At 63.6% G+C, this 15805-nt stretch carries 14 protein-coding genes and 1 pseudogene; 9 read left to right on the top strand and 6 right to left on the bottom strand.

Annotated features, from left to right (window positions below; translation table 11 throughout):
- Nucleotides 1-192 precede the first annotated feature (192 nt).
- The 7 genes and pseudogenes from PHO31112_RS17645 (at nt 193) to PHO31112_RS28055 (ending at nt 10145) form a co-directional block, all read left to right on the top strand.
- Complete coding sequence (locus tag PHO31112_RS17645) at nt 193-1023, top strand: TetR/AcrR family transcriptional regulator (protein ID WP_150621671.1); 831 nt, start codon at nt 193-195, stop codon at nt 1021-1023.
- A 322-nt stretch (nt 1024-1345) separates the two neighbouring features.
- Nucleotides 1346-3844: an acyl-CoA dehydrogenase gene (locus PHO31112_RS17640; RefSeq protein ID WP_425495216.1), complete on the top strand. Its 2499-nt coding sequence runs from the start codon at nt 1346-1348 to the stop codon at nt 3842-3844.
- 46 nt (nt 3845-3890) lie between these two features.
- The gene (locus tag PHO31112_RS17635; RefSeq protein ID WP_150621669.1) at nt 3891-5318 is read left to right on the top strand and encodes a 3-oxoacyl-ACP reductase; all 1428 of its coding nucleotides are present in this window, start codon (nt 3891-3893) and stop codon (nt 5316-5318) included.
- Nucleotides 5319-5320: 2 nt separating this feature from the next.
- Nucleotides 5321-6277, top strand: a complete 957-nt coding sequence (locus PHO31112_RS17630) for a MaoC/PaaZ C-terminal domain-containing protein (protein WP_150621668.1) — start codon at nt 5321-5323, stop codon at nt 6275-6277.
- Nucleotides 6274-7593 carry an acetyl-CoA C-acetyltransferase gene (locus PHO31112_RS17625; RefSeq protein ID WP_150621667.1) on the top strand — a complete coding sequence of 440 codons (1320 nt, stop codon included), beginning with the start codon at nt 6274-6276 and terminating at the stop codon, nt 7591-7593. The genes PHO31112_RS17630 and PHO31112_RS17625 overlap by 4 nt, the downstream gene beginning before the upstream one ends.
- A gap of 107 nt (nt 7594-7700) precedes the next feature.
- A pseudogene (locus tag PHO31112_RS17620) lies at nt 7701-9206 on the top strand (AMP-binding protein); the annotation flags it as partial.
- 63 nt (nt 9207-9269) lie between these two features.
- Complete coding sequence (locus tag PHO31112_RS28055; RefSeq protein WP_150621826.1) at nt 9270-10145, top strand: DUF1571 domain-containing protein; 876 nt, start codon at nt 9270-9272, stop codon at nt 10143-10145.
- A gap of 149 nt (nt 10146-10294) precedes the next feature.
- On the opposite strand, the gene minE is transcribed toward PHO31112_RS28055, so the two are convergent.
- Genes minE through minC form a run of 3 tightly spaced genes read right to left on the bottom strand, consistent with a single transcriptional unit; the run spans nt 10295 to nt 12155 of the window.
- A complete protein-coding gene (gene minE / locus PHO31112_RS17610) occupies nt 10295-10549 on the bottom strand; it encodes a cell division topological specificity factor MinE (protein ID WP_010808102.1) in 255 nt (84 codons plus the stop codon).
- A gap of 9 nt (nt 10550-10558) precedes the next feature.
- Nucleotides 10559-11374 (bottom strand): septum site-determining protein MinD, encoded by an 816-nt coding sequence (gene minD / locus PHO31112_RS17605; protein WP_150621666.1) that lies wholly within the window; start codon nt 11372-11374, stop codon nt 10559-10561.
- 43 nt (nt 11375-11417) lie between these two features.
- Nucleotides 11418-12155, bottom strand: coding sequence for a septum site-determining protein MinC (gene minC, locus PHO31112_RS17600; protein ID WP_150621825.1), 738 nt, complete (start codon nt 12153-12155; stop codon nt 11418-11420).
- A gap of 349 nt (nt 12156-12504) precedes the next feature.
- On the opposite strand from minC, the gene PHO31112_RS17595 reads away from it, so the two are divergent.
- On the top strand, nt 12505-12693 hold the full coding sequence (locus PHO31112_RS17595) for a hypothetical protein (protein ID WP_010808105.1): 189 nt from the start codon (nt 12505-12507) through the stop codon (nt 12691-12693).
- A 100-nt stretch (nt 12694-12793) separates the two neighbouring features.
- Here PHO31112_RS17595 and PHO31112_RS27200 read toward each other — a convergent pair whose 3' ends face one another.
- The 3 genes from PHO31112_RS27200 to PHO31112_RS17585 all read right to left on the bottom strand — a co-directional run bounded on the left by PHO31112_RS27200 (nt 12794) and on the right by PHO31112_RS17585 (nt 14696).
- The gene (locus PHO31112_RS27200) at nt 12794-12943 is read right to left on the bottom strand and encodes a hypothetical protein (protein WP_174995769.1); all 150 of its coding nucleotides are present in this window, start codon (nt 12941-12943) and stop codon (nt 12794-12796) included.
- Between the two features lie 222 nt (nt 12944-13165).
- Nucleotides 13166-13957: an SDR family NAD(P)-dependent oxidoreductase gene (locus PHO31112_RS17590; RefSeq protein WP_150621665.1), complete on the bottom strand. Its 792-nt coding sequence runs from the start codon at nt 13955-13957 to the stop codon at nt 13166-13168.
- A gap of 25 nt (nt 13958-13982) precedes the next feature.
- Nucleotides 13983-14696, bottom strand: coding sequence for an SDR family oxidoreductase (locus PHO31112_RS17585; RefSeq protein ID WP_150621664.1), 714 nt, complete (start codon nt 14694-14696; stop codon nt 13983-13985).
- Between the two features lie 179 nt (nt 14697-14875).
- Between PHO31112_RS17585 and PHO31112_RS17580 the strand changes: the two genes are divergently transcribed.
- A complete protein-coding gene (locus tag PHO31112_RS17580; protein ID WP_150621663.1) occupies nt 14876-15781 on the top strand; it encodes a LysR family transcriptional regulator in 906 nt (301 codons plus the stop codon).
- The last annotated feature ends 24 nt before the right edge of the window (nt 15782-15805 follow it).

The following is a 15805-nucleotide window of genomic DNA, read 5'->3' as shown; positions in this document are numbered from 1 at the left end:
CGCACCTTCCCGGCGTCATCTGCCACGTCAAGCGCGTCCCTATTGGCCGGAACCAACGCTTTAGAGGGCTACGTCCACAAAAAGATCTTGGGTGACGCACATTGGCGTTCTAGGATTCAATCGAACGTTTGAATGAAACATCGGTTCATTGAATCGACGTGGCGTCGTGCCGCGTCTTACTGGAGGATCGTCGTGAGCTTACGCCTCTCGGCCGGCCGACAAGCCGGCGATACCAAGCTGCGCATCCTCGATGCCGCAGAAGATCTTTTTATCGAATTCGGCTACGAAGCCATGTCCCTGCGCCAGATCACATCGCGCGCCGAGGTCAATCTGGCTGCCGTCAACTATCACTTCGGAAGCAAGGAAACCTTGCTTCAGGCCATGCTTTCGCGACGGCTCGACCGGCTCAACGAAGAACGCCTCACATTGCTGACCCGGGCCGAAGCCACCTGGCCATCACCGCAGCTAACGTGCGAACACGTGCTCGGGGCGATGTTCATCCCCGCTCTGGCCATTTCCCATCATCGCGATATCGGCGGCCCGGCGTTCCTGCGCCTGCTCGGGCGCGTCTATGCCGATCCGTCCCCGTTCATCCGCGATTATCTGCAACGGCACTACGCCCTGGTGTTCGAACGATTCTTCGAGGCCTTCGCGCGTGCCTTGCCCGAACTGCCACGTCAGGAACTGGGCTGGCGGCTGCACTTCGCCCTGCAAGCGCTGTCCGGCGTGCTGGCGAGCAGCAACACATCGCGATTGATCGACACTTTTGCGCAAGGCCAGCCGATGGGCGACTTGCAGGTTGTCGCAAGACTCACCGCGCTCATGGTGGCAGCGCTCAAGGCACCGATGCCGGGCGAGGAGCAACTGGCGAGCTTCGCCGCCGTCTTCGCGCTTGCGAAAGACACCAATATCACCCCTCCGCGTGAGGCCGGGCACGGCACAGAGCACCTCGCCCCGGCATCACAGAACGAGGGCCACGGGCCAGCCCCCGGAGACAACGATCGCGCGTTCGCGAACGCCTGAGCGCAAGCCCCGCACAAACGCCTGAAGGCGTTCCGGGAGGATCGCCGCGCCCGTGCGCCACGCGCGCGGCGGCAGCATCAACGACTTTCACGAAGTGCAGTCGCATTTTCGACGCATCACCCGAATTCTCGGCGCACCAACCAGTCGCCGAGCGATCCAACAATAACGCCGTCGCAGGTTCGGACCGGGCGCAATGCCAGCGATCACCGGCAGATGGCACAAAGACGACAGCCCCCACAGTTGCCGGGCATGGCGAATACGCCGTCACCGGTATGACGCCCAGCACTTATGGGAACGCTGAACCGGAAGGGAGGAGAAAATGATGGCCGTATGGATTCTCGCGTTTGTCGTGGGCGTGACCGCCCTGCTTTTCTATCGCGCACATGCCTGGCAATGGCTCATCGCCACGGCGCTATGGGTCGGCGCAGGCGCAGCGGCAGCGCTGACGGGAACGGTCGCGACCGTCGTCCTCGCCATCCTGTTCGTCTTGCCAGCGTTGATCCTGAGCATCGGCCCATTGCGCCGCGCATGGGTGACCGCGCCCATGCTCGCGAAATTCCGTACGATCATGCCGGAAATGTCGGAGACGGAAAAAGACGCCATTGAAGCCGGCACTGTCTGGTGGGATGCCGATCTGTTCTCCGGCCGCCCCGACTGGCGGAAATTCATGGCGCTGCCAGCGCCCGCCCTGTCTGCCGAAGAACAGGCCTTCATGGCACACGAGGTCGAACATCTGTGCGACCTGTCCAACGACTGGGAAAGCACACAAGTCTGGCAGGACTTGCCGCCGAAAGCCTGGCAATACGCGAAGGATGCCGGCTTTCTGGGCATGATCATTCCCAAGCGTTACGGTGGTCTCGAATTCTCCGCCTATGCGCACTCGCAAGTGGTGATGAAGCTGGCGTCGCGCTGTTCCGCCGCCGCCGTGTCGGTCATGGTGCCGAACTCGCTCGGCCCGGCCGAACTGCTGCTGCACTATGGCACCGAGGCGCAAAAGAACTACTATCTGCCGCGTCTGGCAAAGGGCGAAGAGATCCCTTGCTTCGCGCTCACGAGCCCTTACGCGGGCTCTGACGCCGCCGCCATCCCCGACGTTGGCGTCGTCTGCCGCAGCGTACATGACGGCCGTGAAGCGCTGGGCTTCCGTGTCACATGGAACAAGCGCTACATCACCCTCGGCCCGATCGCGACCGTGCTGGGTCTGGCGTTCCGTGCCCTCGACCCCGACCATCTGCTGGGTGACGACGACGAGCCAGGCATCACTTGCGCCCTGATCCCGACGAACCATCCGGGCGTCGTGATCGGCCGCCGCCACTGGCCGCTGAACGCCGTTTTCCAGAACGGTCCGAATTCCGGCAAGGACGTCTTCATTCCGCTCGACTGGGTCATTGGCGGTCAGGCACAGGTGGGCAAGGGCTGGCGGATGCTGATGGAGTGTCTCGCGGCTGGCCGTGCGATCTCGCTGCCGTCGTCGAACGTCGGCTATTCGAAGATCGCGGTGCGCGCCACGGGCGCCTATGCTGCGGTGCGCCGTCAGTTCCGCACGCCGATCGGCAAGTTCGAAGGGGTGCAGGAAGCGCTCGCCCGCATGGCCGGTAATTTGTACGCAATGGACGCGGCACGCCGTATGGCAGCGCTTGCCGTCGATCTAGGCGAAAAGCCGTCGGTGATTTCCGCCATCGCGAAATATCACGTGACCGAGCGTGCGCGCAAAGTGGTGAACGACGGTATGGATGTCGTGGCGGGCAAAGGCATCTGCATGGGCCCGAACAACTTCCTCGCCCGCGCCTATCAGCAAATTCCAGTGTCGATCACGGTCGAGGGCGCCAACATCATGACGCGGTGTCTGATGATCTTCGGTCAGGGCGCCATCCGCTGCCATCCGTACGTGCTCAAAGAACTCGCCGCGGCGCAGACGACGGATCACGCTACCGCCGTGCGCGCGTTCGACGACGCCCTTTTCGGCCATCTGACCTTCGTGACGAGCAACATCGCGCGCGGCGCGTTGCACGGGGTCACGCACGCCCGGCTCTCTGCCGTGCCGTCGAATGCGGCCCCCGAGCTGCATACCTACTATCGTGCCGCGAATCGCATGTCGACACTGCTTGCGATTGCATCCGACGTCTCGATGGCGGTCCTCGGCGGCTCGCTCAAGCGTCGCGAGAGCATCACGGGCCGCCTGGGCGACATCCTCTCGCAACTGTTCCTGCTCACCGCAACGCTCAAGCGTTTCGAGGACGAAGGCCGTCCCGAAGCCGATCTGCCGCTGGTGCATTGGGCCGCGCAAGATGCCCTCTGGCAGGCGCGCGAAGCCTTCGAAGGCGTGCTGGCGAACTATCCGTCACGCGTTGTCGCCTGGTGGATGCACTGGAAACTCGCACCGCTCGGCCTGCCGTACGCCAAGCCGTCCGATGCGCTCGCCGCGCGAGTGGCCGAATTGATGCAAACGCCGGGCGACGCGCGCGAGCGCCTCATCGCAGGCAGCTACTCGCCACGCGTTGAAATCGACGGGCTTGCCTATGGCGAGATCGTCTTCCAGATGACGCCGCAGGTCACCGCCATCGAGCAGCGTCTGCGCACCGCGATCAAGGAGGGCCGTCTGCCGGCGATGCCGCAAAGCCTGCCCGAATTCACCGAGTGGGTGGACCACGCGGCAACGTTGCAACTCTTGAGCGACGACGAGCACCGGGTGCTCACCCAGTACGCCGACTACGCCGCGCGCGCGGTGGCCGTCGACGACTTCCCTGCCGACTTCGGACGCCACGCCGACATGCAACACGCCCAACAACAGAAAGCTACCGGCGAAGCGCTCACCACGTGAGCCAGCCAATGCCACGTCTGCCCATCACTCTGAGGAATTACGCGCCGTGACGACGACCGACCGATACCTAGCCTTCGCCAACTCCGCCGTAGGCAGCCGTCTGGCCAATGCGCTGGGGCTGCCGCGCCCCGTGCCGCTCGAGCGCATGCCGCCCTTCGGCGACACCGAGACCCGCGAGATTGCTGCGCCGCTCGCCGTCGTGGGCGGCACAGCAGACGCGCCGCTATTGCCCGGCCTGGCCCGCGAACTGCATTGGCTCGGCGTTCCCAGCCTTGCCCATGTGGAGCGGCTCGACTGGATTTCGTACGCCAACCAGGCGGGCACGATGAGCGGGCGCTTCAATCCGAACGAAGGGGTACGCCCCAAAGCCCTGCTGTTTGACGCCAGCGCCATCGCCGACACCGGCGAGCTGAGCGCGCTCTACACGTTCTTCCACGACACCCTCGCGACGCTTGACCGCTGCGCGCGCGTGCTCGTGCTGGGCTTGCCGCCATCGCTGGCGCCGACGCCGCAGGCCAGCGTTGCGCAGCGTGCGCTCGAGGGCTTCGTGCGCTCGCTTGCGAAGGAACTCAAACGCGGGGCTACGGCGCAGTTGCTTTACGTCGCGCCACGCGCGCGCGAAGCCTTGCACTCGACGTTGCGCTTCTTCCTGTCGCCGCGCGCCGCTTACGTGAGCGGGCAGGCTGTCACCTTGCAGGACCCCGTGTTCGAAACGCCGCCGATGCGCGATCAGCGCCCGCTCGCCGGGCAAGTCGCGGTGGTGACCGGCGCAGCGCGCGGCATCGGCGAAGCCATTGCCACCGTGTTGGCGCGCGACGGCGCACATGTCGTGTGCGTCGACCTCCCGGCCGCACAGACCCCGCTCGAAGCCGTAGCGGCACGTCTCGAGGGTAGCGCCCTCGCCTGCGACATCGCCGCGCCCGAGGCGGGCGTCACGCTGCTGGCGCATCTGGCGACGCACGCACCGCGCGGCCTCGACATCCTCGTACACAACGCCGGCATTACACGCGACAAGACGCTCGTGCGCATGAGCGAGGCGCAATGGCAGAGCGTGCTCGACATCAACGTCGGGGCGCCGCAACGGCTGAACACCACGCTGCTCGATGCAGGCGTGCTGCGCGCCAACAGCCGGATCGTCGGCGTGGCGTCGATCAGCGGCATCGCGGGCAATCGCGGGCAGACGAACTACGCTGCGTCGAAGGCGGGCGTGATCGGCATGGTCGAAGCGTGGTCGCCGGTGCTCGCCGAGCGCCACATCAGCATCAACGCCGTCGCCCCGGGATTCATTGAGACGCAGATGACCGCCGCCGTACCGTTCGCCATCCGTGAAGCCGGACGCCGCATGAACTCGCTCGGCCAGGGCGGCCAGCCGGTCGACGTCGCCGAGGCCATTGCGTGGCTCGCACATCCGGCCTCGGGTGCGCTGACCGGACAGGTCGTGCGTGTCTGCGGTCAGAGCCTGCTGGGAGCATGACCATGGCCAACGACCGCCCACACGATCCGCCGGACACTAGGCCGCCTGCCACGCCAACCGGGCAGACAGCTATCGATATCACGCGTCCGCCCTCACCGATTCATCTGTATCTGCGCGCGCTGCTGTCGAGCCGCAAGCCGGCGCTGGCGCAATCGCTGCCCCCGCTGGCGTTCGGGCGCCGCAATGTCACGCTCGACGCGGCCGACATCGCTCGTTATGCGCGCTTATGCGGCTTTACCGGCGCCCACGGTGTCCCGCCCACGTGGCCGCACTTGCTCGCGTTTCCGCTGCATATGCTGTTGATGACAGACCGCGCGTTTCCGTTCGCCATGCTCGGCATGGTGCATCTGGCGAATCGCGTCCGTACCCACGCGCCGCTCGCCGTGGGGGATCGGCTGGATTTCGACGTGCGGTGCGGCCCGCTGTACGCGCATGACAAGGGGCAGGTCTTCACGGTACTCACCACCGCCCGCCGCGCAGGCGAAGTCGTGTGGTCGGGCGAAAGCCTGTACCTGCGCACCGGCGTGCGCGCCCCGCTTGGCGCACCGTATCGCGCCGAGCTAAGCGCCGGCCCGTCGCTCGTGAAGACTGCCACGTGGCGGGTACCGGGCGACCTCGGCCGTCAGTACGCGCGCATCTCCGGCGACTACAACCCGATCCACCTCTGGCCGATCACCGCCAAGTGGTTCGGCTTCCCGCGACCGATCATTCACGGCATGTGGAGCTTCGCCCGAACGCTCGCCGCGGTGCTGCCCGCCGACGAGCGGCACCTCGACCTTCTCGTCGAATTCAAGACACCGCTACTACTGCCCGGAGAAGCCACACTCTGGTGCGATCCGCACCGCAGCGTCGTCGAACTGCGCGACGCGGCGGGCACCGTCCCGCATCTGCGCGCACGGTGGCAAGCCGCGCCGGGTACATCGCCCTCTATCAACACGTTCGCTACGGACCCTTCATGAGCGCCCTCAAACCCACTGCGCCAGCGCCCGCCCTACGTCGCGTTGCCATTCTCGGTGGCAACCGCATCCCGTTCGCGCGTTCGAACACGGCTTACGCTACGGCATCGAATCAGGACATGTTGACGGCCTCGATCCAGGGACTTGTCGACCGTTTCGAGCTGCATGGCCAGCGTCTGGGCGAGGTCGCCGCCGGGGCGGTTCTCAAGCACGCCCGCGACTTCAATCTGACGCGCGAATCCGTCCTGTCGACCACACTCGCCGCACAGACCCCGGCTTACGACGTCCAGCAAGCGTGCGGCACGGGCCTCGAGACGGCGATCCTCACCGGCAACAAAATCGCGCTCGGTCAGATCGACGTGGCCATTGCCGGGGGGGTCGACACGGCGTCGGACGCCCCCATGGGCGTGAACGAAAGGCTCCGCCAGATTCTGCTCGAAGCGAATCGGCAGCGCAGCACCGGCGGCAAGCTCGGCGCACTCGCGAAGGTGCGTCCGGGCATGTTGTTCCGCCCCGCGTTGCCGCGCAATGGCGAGCCGCGCACGGGGCTGTCGATGGGTGAGCATTGCGAGTTGATGGCCAAGCGCTGGCAAATCGAACGCGCCGCGCAGGACGAACTCACGCTCGCGAGCCACCAACATCTGGCCGCCGCGTACGAGCGCGGGTTCTTTCTTGATCTGATGACACCCTTTCTCGGCCTGCAACGCGACAACAACCTGCGGCCCGACGTCACGCTCGAGAAGCTCGCCAGCCTCAATCCGGTGTTCGACCGCACCGCCACGGGCACGCTCACAGCGGGTAACTCGACACCGCTCACCGATGGCGCGTCGTGTGTACTACTCGCGAGCGAAGACTGGGCGCGGGCACACAACATCCCGGTACTCGCCTATCTGACCTATTCGCAAACTGCGGCCGTCGACTTCTTCAACCCTGACGAGACACAGCGCGAAGGCCTGCTCATGGCCCCCGCGTATGCCGTGCCGCGCATGCTGGCTCAGGCCGGGCTCACGTTGCAGGACTTCGACTTCTACGAAATTCATGAGGCATTCGCCGCGCAGGTACTTTGTACCCTGAAGGCGTGGGAGGACCCGCAATACTGCAGGGACAAACTCGGCCTGGCTGCGCCGTTGGGCAGCATCGATCGGCAACGGCTGAACGTGAACGGCAGTTCGCTCGCCTGCGGTCACCCGTTCGCAGCGACCGGCGGCCGCATTCTCGCCGCCCTTGCCAAGCTGCTGGCCGAACGTGGCGGCGGGCGCGGCCTCATCTCGATCTGTGCGGCCGGCGGACAAGGCGTGGTCGCGATGCTGGAACGATAAAAACAAAAAGAGCTAGCGGTAAAGGGGCAGCCAAAAAGCACGGCCCTGCGCACGGATGCGCGTTGCCAGCAGAGCAACCCACCGGCGACGGACGTCTGTGCCTGTGAATGGAGACAACGATGGATCAAGCTGTCCAGCAGGAACGAGTTTGGCTAAACGCCTACCCTCCCGGGGTGCCGGCCGAGATCGACGTGACCCGTTACACGTCGCTCGTGCAGGCCTTCGACGAGTGAATCGATAAATACCGGGAACGCATCGCGTTCGTGAGTCTCGGCAGCGAGATCACCTATGCCGAGGTCGCCCGTCAAGCGTATGCATTCGCCGCGTGGCTGCAAGCCCAGGGCGTGAAGAAGGGTGAGCGCGTCGCGCTCATGATGCCCAACTGCTTCCAGTATCCGATCTACCTTTTCGGCACACTCATTGCGGGCGCGGTGGTCGTCAACGTCAATCCGCTCTACACCGTTCGCGAGTTGAAGCACCAGTTGCAGGACAGCGGTGCGCACACCATCGTCGTCTTCGAGAACTTTGCCAGGACAGTGCAGGATGCGATCCCCGGCACCGACGTGCGCAACGTGCTCCTTACGCAGATCGGCGACTTGCTCGGCCGCGGCGCGAACGTCAAGGGGCGCTTCGTCAACCTCCTCATGCGCAAAGTAGCCAGACAGGTGCCGGCTTACGATCTGCCGCAGGCCATATCGCTGCGTCGGGCGCTTGCCGAGGGCGCGAAGCATACGCCTTCGCCAATGCCCCTCGCGCGCGACGACCTCGCTTTCCTTCAGTACACGGGCGGAACCACAGGGGTCGCCAAGGGAGCCATGCTCACGCACGGCAACGTGTTGGCCAACCTGCTCCAGACCGAGGCGTGGGCGGCCGATTAGCTCGACGGCGACATCGAGGTCAATCTGTCGCTGCTGCCGATGTATCACATCCTCTCGCTCACGGTGAACTGCCTGGTGTTCATGAGTCTTGGCGGACGCAACATCCTGATTGCGAACCCGCGCGACGTGAAGAAGGTCGTCTACATCATCCGCCACGAAATGTTCACCGGCGTCACGGGCGTGAATACGCTGTTCAACGGCCTGCTTGAAAATGCCGACTTTTGCGCCCGCGATTTCTCCAGATTGAAGCTGTCGCTGGCGGGCGGCATGGCAACACAACGCGCGATTGCAGATCGGTGGAAGCAAGTGACCGGCAAGCCAATCATCGAGGACTACGGCCTCACGGAGTGCTCGCCCATCGTCACGATGAACCCGGTCGACATCGCGCACATGGACGACTTCGATTTCACCGGCTCCATCGGTCTGCCCGCACCGTCGACCGACGTGCGCTTCAAACGCGACGACGGCACATGGGCCGATCTGGGAGAGCCGGGCGAATTGTGCGCGCGTGGCCCGCAGGTCATGCGCGGCTATTGGCAGCGCCCACAAGATACCGCCAAGACGTTCGACGCCGGCGGCTGGCTGATGACCGGCGACATCGGCGTGATGGACGAGCGTGGTTACGTTCGCCTCATCGACCGCAAGAAGGACATGATTCTGGTGTCGGGCTTCAATGTCTATCCGAACGAAATCGAGGACGTCGTGATGCTGCACCCTGCTTTCCGTACCGCCAGCCTCTCCTGCCGTCGCGTGTGCGGCCTTGGTCTTCGTCTTCGCCTGCCCCTGCCAACGACCACGATGCGGCGTGCCGCACTGGCGTTCGCGCTACTACCCGTGGCGCTCGTTGCGGGCGCACTGAGCACGCGCGATGCCGTGGCCCAGACCAATACCCTCACAGGTGCCTCGACACCCGCTACGCCCGGCGCAAATGCGACAAGCAACGCGGCATCGCCGGCCGACGTCGACGTCGACGTGTCCAGACTGGCCGCCCTGCCCGTCGCTGCGCAAGCGCAATGGCTGTCGCACGCGATCAAGAGTGGTGAGTTGGCAAAGTTGAGCGACGACGAGATCGTTGCGCGCATGCAGGCGCTTCAGGCCGACGCCCTCGTCCGGTTTCTGAAAGCCGAGTCGGCCGCGTTGCCCGAGTACCAATATGAGCTGACGCGCCACGAGCGCATCAATAACCAGTGGCAGACAACGCCCGACCGCGTGCTCGTGAAGATTCGCGAAAAGCCATTGCAGATCTACGCAAAGTGGCTGCCCGACGGCGCCCACTCGGGGCAGGAAATCATCTACGACGAGACGAAGCGCCCGAAGGAGACGTATGGCCATCTCGGCGGCATTCTCGGCTTCGCGTTCATTGCGGAACAGATTGCCCATGACGGCCGCAGCTTCCGCGCCGCCGGACTGCCCGAGAAACCCGCGAGAATTTCGGTTTCCGAAGCGAATGGCGTGCGCATGGTGGCACTGGAGTGGGATGCCTCGTCCGGCCCGCCTCAGCACTACGCCAACAAATCGCGTGTACTGATCGATCTCAAGACGGGACGCCCGCGCGGCATCGAAGCCTGGGACGCGACGGGACAGAAGGTCGAAGAGATGCGCTTCGAGAAAGTGCGCAAGCAGCAATGGACCGACGCGACCTTTGATCCCAAGAGTCCCGACTACAAATTCTGACGCGAGGTGCGCCTGCGACCCGCGCGCGTAAGCGGCACAGGCACGACGAAAGCCCGCCATCCTGCGCCAAGGGTGGCGGGCTTTCGCTTAGCCGAACATCATCCGCCGGCACCCGCGATGTCTCGCCGGTGCCGGCCTGCCCCGACCGTTCAGGTCTGCGGCAGTTCGATCTTCACTTCGAGCACTTCCAGGTTGTCCTGATGCTCGACGCTGACCTTGATGTCGTCTTGTGCGATTTTGACGTACTTGGAGATGACGGCGACCAGCTCGCGTTGCAGGGCCGGCAGATAGTCTGCAGGCGGCGACGAGCCCGCGCGTTCGTGCGCCAGAATGATCTGCAGGCGCTCTTTGGCAACGGCGGCGGTCTTTTTCTTCTCCCCCAGGAGGAAAGACAGGAAGGACATAGGCGCTCCTTACTTCGAGCCGAAGATGCGCTGTAACAACCCCGGCTTTTGATAGTCGGTAAAGCGCATGGGCTTGTCTTCGCCCTTGAATCGGCTCACCACATCGCGATAGGCGTCGGCCACATCGGTACCGTCGAGATGAATCGCCGGCGTGCCCTGATTAGAAGCGTGCAACACCGACTCCGACTCCGGAATCACGCCGATGAGCTTGATTCGCAGGATTTCCTGGATGTCCTCGAGCGACAGCATCTGCCCGTCGTTGACACGTTTCGGGTTGTAACGGGTAATGAGCAGGTGCTCCTTGATCGGTTCGCCGCCTTCGATCGCGCGCTTCGTCTTCGACGAGAGAATACCCAGAATGCGGTCCGAATCGCGCACCGACGACACTTCGGGGTTCGTGACCACGAGCGCTTCGTCGGCGAAATGCATTGCAAGCAATGCGCCCGACTCGATACCGGCCGGCGAGTCGCACACGATGTATTCGAAGCCCATGTCGGCCAGGTCCTTGATGACCTTCTCGACACCCGCTTGCGTGAGTGCTTCTTTGTCACGCGTCTGCGAGGCGGGCAGGATGAACAGGTTATCGCAGGCCTTGTCTTTGATAAGCGCCTGGTTGAGGTTTGCTTCGCCCTGAATCACGTTGATCAGGTCGTACACGACGCGGCGCTCGCAACCCATGATGAGATCGAGATTGCGCAGGCCGACGTCAAAATCGATGACTGCCGTCTTGTGCCCCTGCAAGGCGAGGCCGGCGGAAAAGCTGGCGCTGGTCGTCGTCTTACCGACACCACCCTTGCCAGAGGTCACCACAATCACTTTTGCCATCTGTCGATGCCTTCCCAAACTTGAGGATGAATTTAGCTAAGAATCATTTGAGCCCGAGGGGCTCGAAAATCAGTTTGTCGTCTACCAGCCGCACCTGCACCGAACGCCCCTGCACATCGGGCGGCAGCGCATACTCGCCAGTCCGGTAGATACCGGCGATGGAAATCAGCTCGGGCTCCAGGCAGGTACAGAAGATGCGCGCATCGAGCTTGCCCTTCACCCCTGCCAGCGCCCGCCCCCGTAGCGGCGCGTAAATGTGAATATTACCTTCCGCGATCACCTCGGCCCCGTAACTGACCAAATCGAGGATGATCAGATCGCCTTTTGCGTAGACTTGCTGGCCCGAACGCAACGGCTTGTCGATGATGGTCGAGGCAATGGCGCCGGTGTCAGGTGCCGTTTCGGCGGGCTCCACGGCCGGCTCGGGCACTGCCCCGCTCTCGCGCGGCGCGCGCGAGACGCGGCGTTCGTGACTGTCCAGCCGAGGCAGCCCCCCTACCACGGCCCAATCGGTTTGCTCGCTGTTGGCAACCACGCCGATCGGCTTCATACGGAATTCGGCCAGCATTTCGGCTAGCGCGGGCACGGCAACCCGCTCGTCGCTGGCCAGACGCCGAACGTCAATGGCGACCGTGTCGCCTGCAAAGAACTCCGGGGTCGCCTCGAAGCGTTGCGCCAATTCAGTGCGCAGCGTGTCCAGTTGCGGCGTCTTGACAACGAAATGCAGGGTATCTACAGCACCGCTGCGTAACTCGAAGTACGGCGTTTTCTTTTGCGGCATGTCAGGTTGTTGTGCGCGAATTGCTGGCAAATTGGGCATTCTACCGCCCCTTGCATGCGAGCAAACCGCAAATAAGCGGGATGAAGCGGCGATTTGCACAAATATCACCATTGCCGTACCGCAACAAATTGTGCATTTTGAATACGTTTTCGGCGTATGAAAATGCAAGACGATTGACATCTCAATGTCATCACGAAAGCTTATGCTGGCAGTGAGGAAGTCCAAAAGAAAAATGCTGCGAAGCAGCATCGAAAGTCCGAATTTTGTCGCGCAAGTGCCATATTCGTGACCTATCCTTAAATTCCCTGACGAGGGACCCCCCTGTGGAACCGCAAACCGGGAGACGAAGATGCTGAGTCATCATGAATTTGCCACCCTGATGCTGGTCAAGGACGCTCCTGAGCAAGTGGAGCATAATCGCCCGGATCTCGAATCGCTGCTTGAAAGCAAACTGATCGAGTGGGAAGAGTTGGCCTCGGGTGAGAAGTCCCCGCGCCTGACTGTCCAGGGCAAGTATGTCCTTCAGGCAGTTGCCTGAGCGCCCAGCCTGCTGTTGAGGTGTCTGTATTAACAAAAAGCCCGCCGGAAGGCGGGCTTTTCATTTGCGGGGGAATGTTCCCCGATCGGTCCAGCGAGATTCAACTATGCCGGATGTCACGACGCTGACGGCGCCACGTGTGGCGCGCCGACGGGTGCTCCCGGCACCAGTTGCGATCCACCCGCCAGGCGACGGCAGCACCGACGACCAGCACAATCACCAACATTGCAATCAAGCTCCCGGTCAGCATAGTGGCCTCCTAACTTCGACATGGCGGGATGGCACGTCTTAATTCTAGGCAATCCCTATCGAAATAGGTACCCGAAAGTACTTCGGGTATACGGCGTTTGCGTTACATCAAGATGTCTGCACTGTTGGTGCCGAAGCGTTCCCGCAGCGCAACATTTCCGACCTGACACGGCGATGACGGCTACCCGACGCTGGTCGGGCGGCCGGCCATCTGAGCGTCACTTCAGAGCGAGTCGACCACTCCGCCATCGACACGCAGCGCCGCCCCGGTTGTGGCCGATGCTTGCGGCGATGCAACATAAACCACCATGTTCGCCACTTCCGTCGTGGTGGCCGCCCGTCCAATAATCGAACTGGGGCGGTTTTCGCGCACGAACTCGGCGGCCGCCTGCGTCATGTCGGCATTCGCGGGAAGGCCCGCTTGGTGAAGCATCTCGATCATGCCATCCGAGAGCGTCGGGCCCGGCAGCACGGCGTTGACCGTCACGCCCGTGCCGCGCATGCGCTTGGCCAGACCGCGCGACACGGCCAGTTGCGCCGTCTTCGTCATACCGTAGTGAATCATGTCCTCGGGAATATTCAGTGCGGACTCCGACGAAATGAAGATCACACGCCCCCAGCCGCGATCTGCCATGCCGGGCAAATAGGCGCGCGAGAGCCGCACGCCCGACAGAACATTGACGTCGTAAAAGTGTTGCCACACCTCGTCTGGAACCTCGAAGAAGTCCTGCGGGCCAAAGATGCCCGCGTTGTTCACGAGAATGTCGACGTCGGGCACGGCGGACACGAGCACGTCGCAGCCCTCGGCCGTCGCCAGATCCGCAGCGATACCGCGCACCTGAGCGTCAGGCAGGGCCTCGCGCAGCTTTGCGACGGCGGCGTCCACCCTCTCTTTCGAACGCCCGTTGATCAGCGTCGTTGCCCCTGCTGCCGCCAGCCCGCGGGCAATGGCGAAACCGATGCCTGCCGTCGACGCCGTCACCAGCGCTACCTTTTCCTTCAGATCGATATTCATGAGTCAGTCTCCAGAACGGTGAACGTCAGGCGATCGCGCCGCCTGCATCGATCAGCACAGTGCTGCCGGTCGCACTCGGTGTGCCGGCCAGATAGAGAATCGTGTTGGCGACGTCTTCCGCAGCCACCACACGGCGCGCCGGCAAGCGCTCGGCCGCGTTGCGATACATCGCTTCGCGATCCGCCTCTGCCAGCTTGTTCCACAACGGCGTCACCGTCAGGCCCGGCGACACCGTGTTCACGCGCACCGGGGACAGTTCCAGCGCCAGCCCGCGACCCAGCGCTTCGACCGCCGCGTTGATCGCACCCTGCACGACCGACGCCGTGCTCGGACGTACGCTCAGATAGCCCGACGTCAGCGTGAGCGAGCCGCCCGCTTCGATTCTTGCATATCGCGCAACGTGATACGTGCCCCAGAACTTACTGTCGAAAGCGGCGTGCGCGTCTTCCAGCGGCAGCTTGCGGACTTGCCCGGTCGGCGTTTGCGCGGCAGAGACGACCACATGCTGCCACGGGGCGTGATCGGCGAAGAATCGTTCGACGGCGGCCACGTCTTCCGTGTCGAGCACAACGGCGCGAGCGGTCGTGCCGACGGTGGCGAGCGCTTCGTCGAGCTTGGCCTGGTGTCTCGAGGCGATCGTCACCGCTGCGCCGGCCTTGGCGAATGCCTGTGCTGCGGCACGGCCAATGCCGGAACTGCCGCCAATGACCAACACGCGCTGACCTTCGAAATTGAACATGATGAGGCTCCAGAAAATGATCGGGACAATGAAGGAAATACGACATCGATGTACGCCCGGCCGCCGAGAGCTAGCACCGGCTCGCGATGTCACAGTGCCATTGTGATCCTCGCCGCAACGAACGATAATCCCTCAAAAAACTGAATGACTCTCTTCAAATTATTGAGAATAAAACCGTAATGATCGACCAGACGCTGGACCTCACCCTCTTCGACCGGGTGGTTGCCACGGGCAGCATGTCGGCTGCCGCGCGTGAGCTGGGGCTCTCGCTCGCCGTCGTGAGCAAACGGCTTGGGCTGCTCGAGCAGCGCCTCGGCGTGCGCCTGCTCAACCGCACCACGCGCAAGCAGGCTTTAACGGAGGAAGGACAGGTATTTCACGCGTGCTGCCAGCGCATTCTGGCGGAGATCCGTGAAACCGAGCGGCTGATGACGCGTCAGGCGGGCACCGTCGGCGGCGTGCTTCGGATCAGCGCCCCGCGCGCGTTCGGACGCCGCCACCTCGCCCCGCTGCTGATCGCGTTTCGCGAACGGCATCCCGATCTGAAGGTGCACCTCGAACTGAGCGATCTCTGGGTCGATTTGGTCGCGCACGGTATCGACGTTGCCATCCGCGTGGGCACCCTGCCCGACTCCAGCCTCGTCGCCCAGGAACTGGCGCCGAACTACCGCGTACTGGTGGCGTCCCCGGATTACCTGGCACGGCGCGGCACGCCACAGGACGCGGGCGATCTGCTACAGCACGACTGCATTCTGTTCGGCCACGCCCCACACGGCGACTGGCGATTTGTATGGCAATCCGAAACGTTGCGGATTCAAGTCCGCGATACCTATGTCGTCGACGATGGCGACACCGCCCACGAACTGGCGCTGCACGGCGCAGGCATCACGCAGAAGTCCATCTGGGATGTCGGAGACGATATTGACGCGGGCCGCCTTGTGCGCGTGCTGCCGTCGCTGCAAATCCCGGCGTCGCCGCTCCATGCCGTGTATCCGCATAGCCGGCACCTCGCGCCGCGCACGCGAGCGTTCGTGGATTTTCTGCGCGATGCGTTGCGCACGACGTGGCGCTGGCCGCAACGCTGACGATACGCCCTCACCGCACGGCCG

The organism is Pandoraea horticolens (assembly GCF_902459555.1).
In the GTDB taxonomy this organism is placed as follows: Bacteria; Pseudomonadota; Gammaproteobacteria; order Burkholderiales; family Burkholderiaceae; genus Pandoraea; species Pandoraea horticolens.
Note: the sequence above shows the minus strand (reverse complement) of the source record. Positions and strands in the feature narration are given on the sequence as shown.

What these genes read in the sequence shown, in the direction of transcription:
- PHO31112_RS17640 (WP_425495216.1), top strand. Translation starts at nt 1,346, where the DNA reads ATGGCCGTATGGATTCTCGCGTTTGTCGTGGGCGTGACCGCCCTGCTT.
- PHO31112_RS17630 (WP_150621668.1), top strand. Translation starts at nt 5,321, where the DNA reads ATGGCCAACGACCGCCCACACGATCCGCCGGACACTAGGCCGCCTGCC.
- PHO31112_RS17625 (WP_150621667.1), top strand. Translation starts at nt 6,274, where the DNA reads ATGAGCGCCCTCAAACCCACTGCGCCAGCGCCCGCCCTACGTCGCGTT.
- PHO31112_RS28055 (WP_150621826.1), top strand. Translation starts at nt 9,270, where the DNA reads ATGCGGCGTGCCGCACTGGCGTTCGCGCTACTACCCGTGGCGCTCGTT.
- minE (WP_010808102.1), bottom strand. Translation starts at nt 10,549, where the DNA reads ATGTCCTTCCTGTCTTTCCTCCTGGGGGAGAAGAAAAAGACCGCCGCC.
- minD (WP_150621666.1), bottom strand. Translation starts at nt 11,374, where the DNA reads ATGGCAAAAGTGATTGTGGTGACCTCTGGCAAGGGTGGTGTCGGTAAG.
- minC (WP_150621825.1), bottom strand. Translation starts at nt 12,155, where the DNA reads ATGCCGCAAAAGAAAACGCCGTACTTCGAGTTACGCAGCGGTGCTGTA.
- PHO31112_RS17595 (WP_010808105.1), top strand. Translation starts at nt 12,505, where the DNA reads ATGCTGAGTCATCATGAATTTGCCACCCTGATGCTGGTCAAGGACGCT.
- PHO31112_RS27200 (WP_174995769.1), bottom strand. Translation starts at nt 12,943, where the DNA reads ATGCTGACCGGGAGCTTGATTGCAATGTTGGTGATTGTGCTGGTCGTC.
- PHO31112_RS17590 (WP_150621665.1), bottom strand. Translation starts at nt 13,957, where the DNA reads ATGAATATCGATCTGAAGGAAAAGGTAGCGCTGGTGACGGCGTCGACG.
- PHO31112_RS17585 (WP_150621664.1), bottom strand. Translation starts at nt 14,696, where the DNA reads ATGTTCAATTTCGAAGGTCAGCGCGTGTTGGTCATTGGCGGCAGTTCC.
- PHO31112_RS17580 (WP_150621663.1), top strand. Translation starts at nt 14,876, where the DNA reads ATGATCGACCAGACGCTGGACCTCACCCTCTTCGACCGGGTGGTTGCC.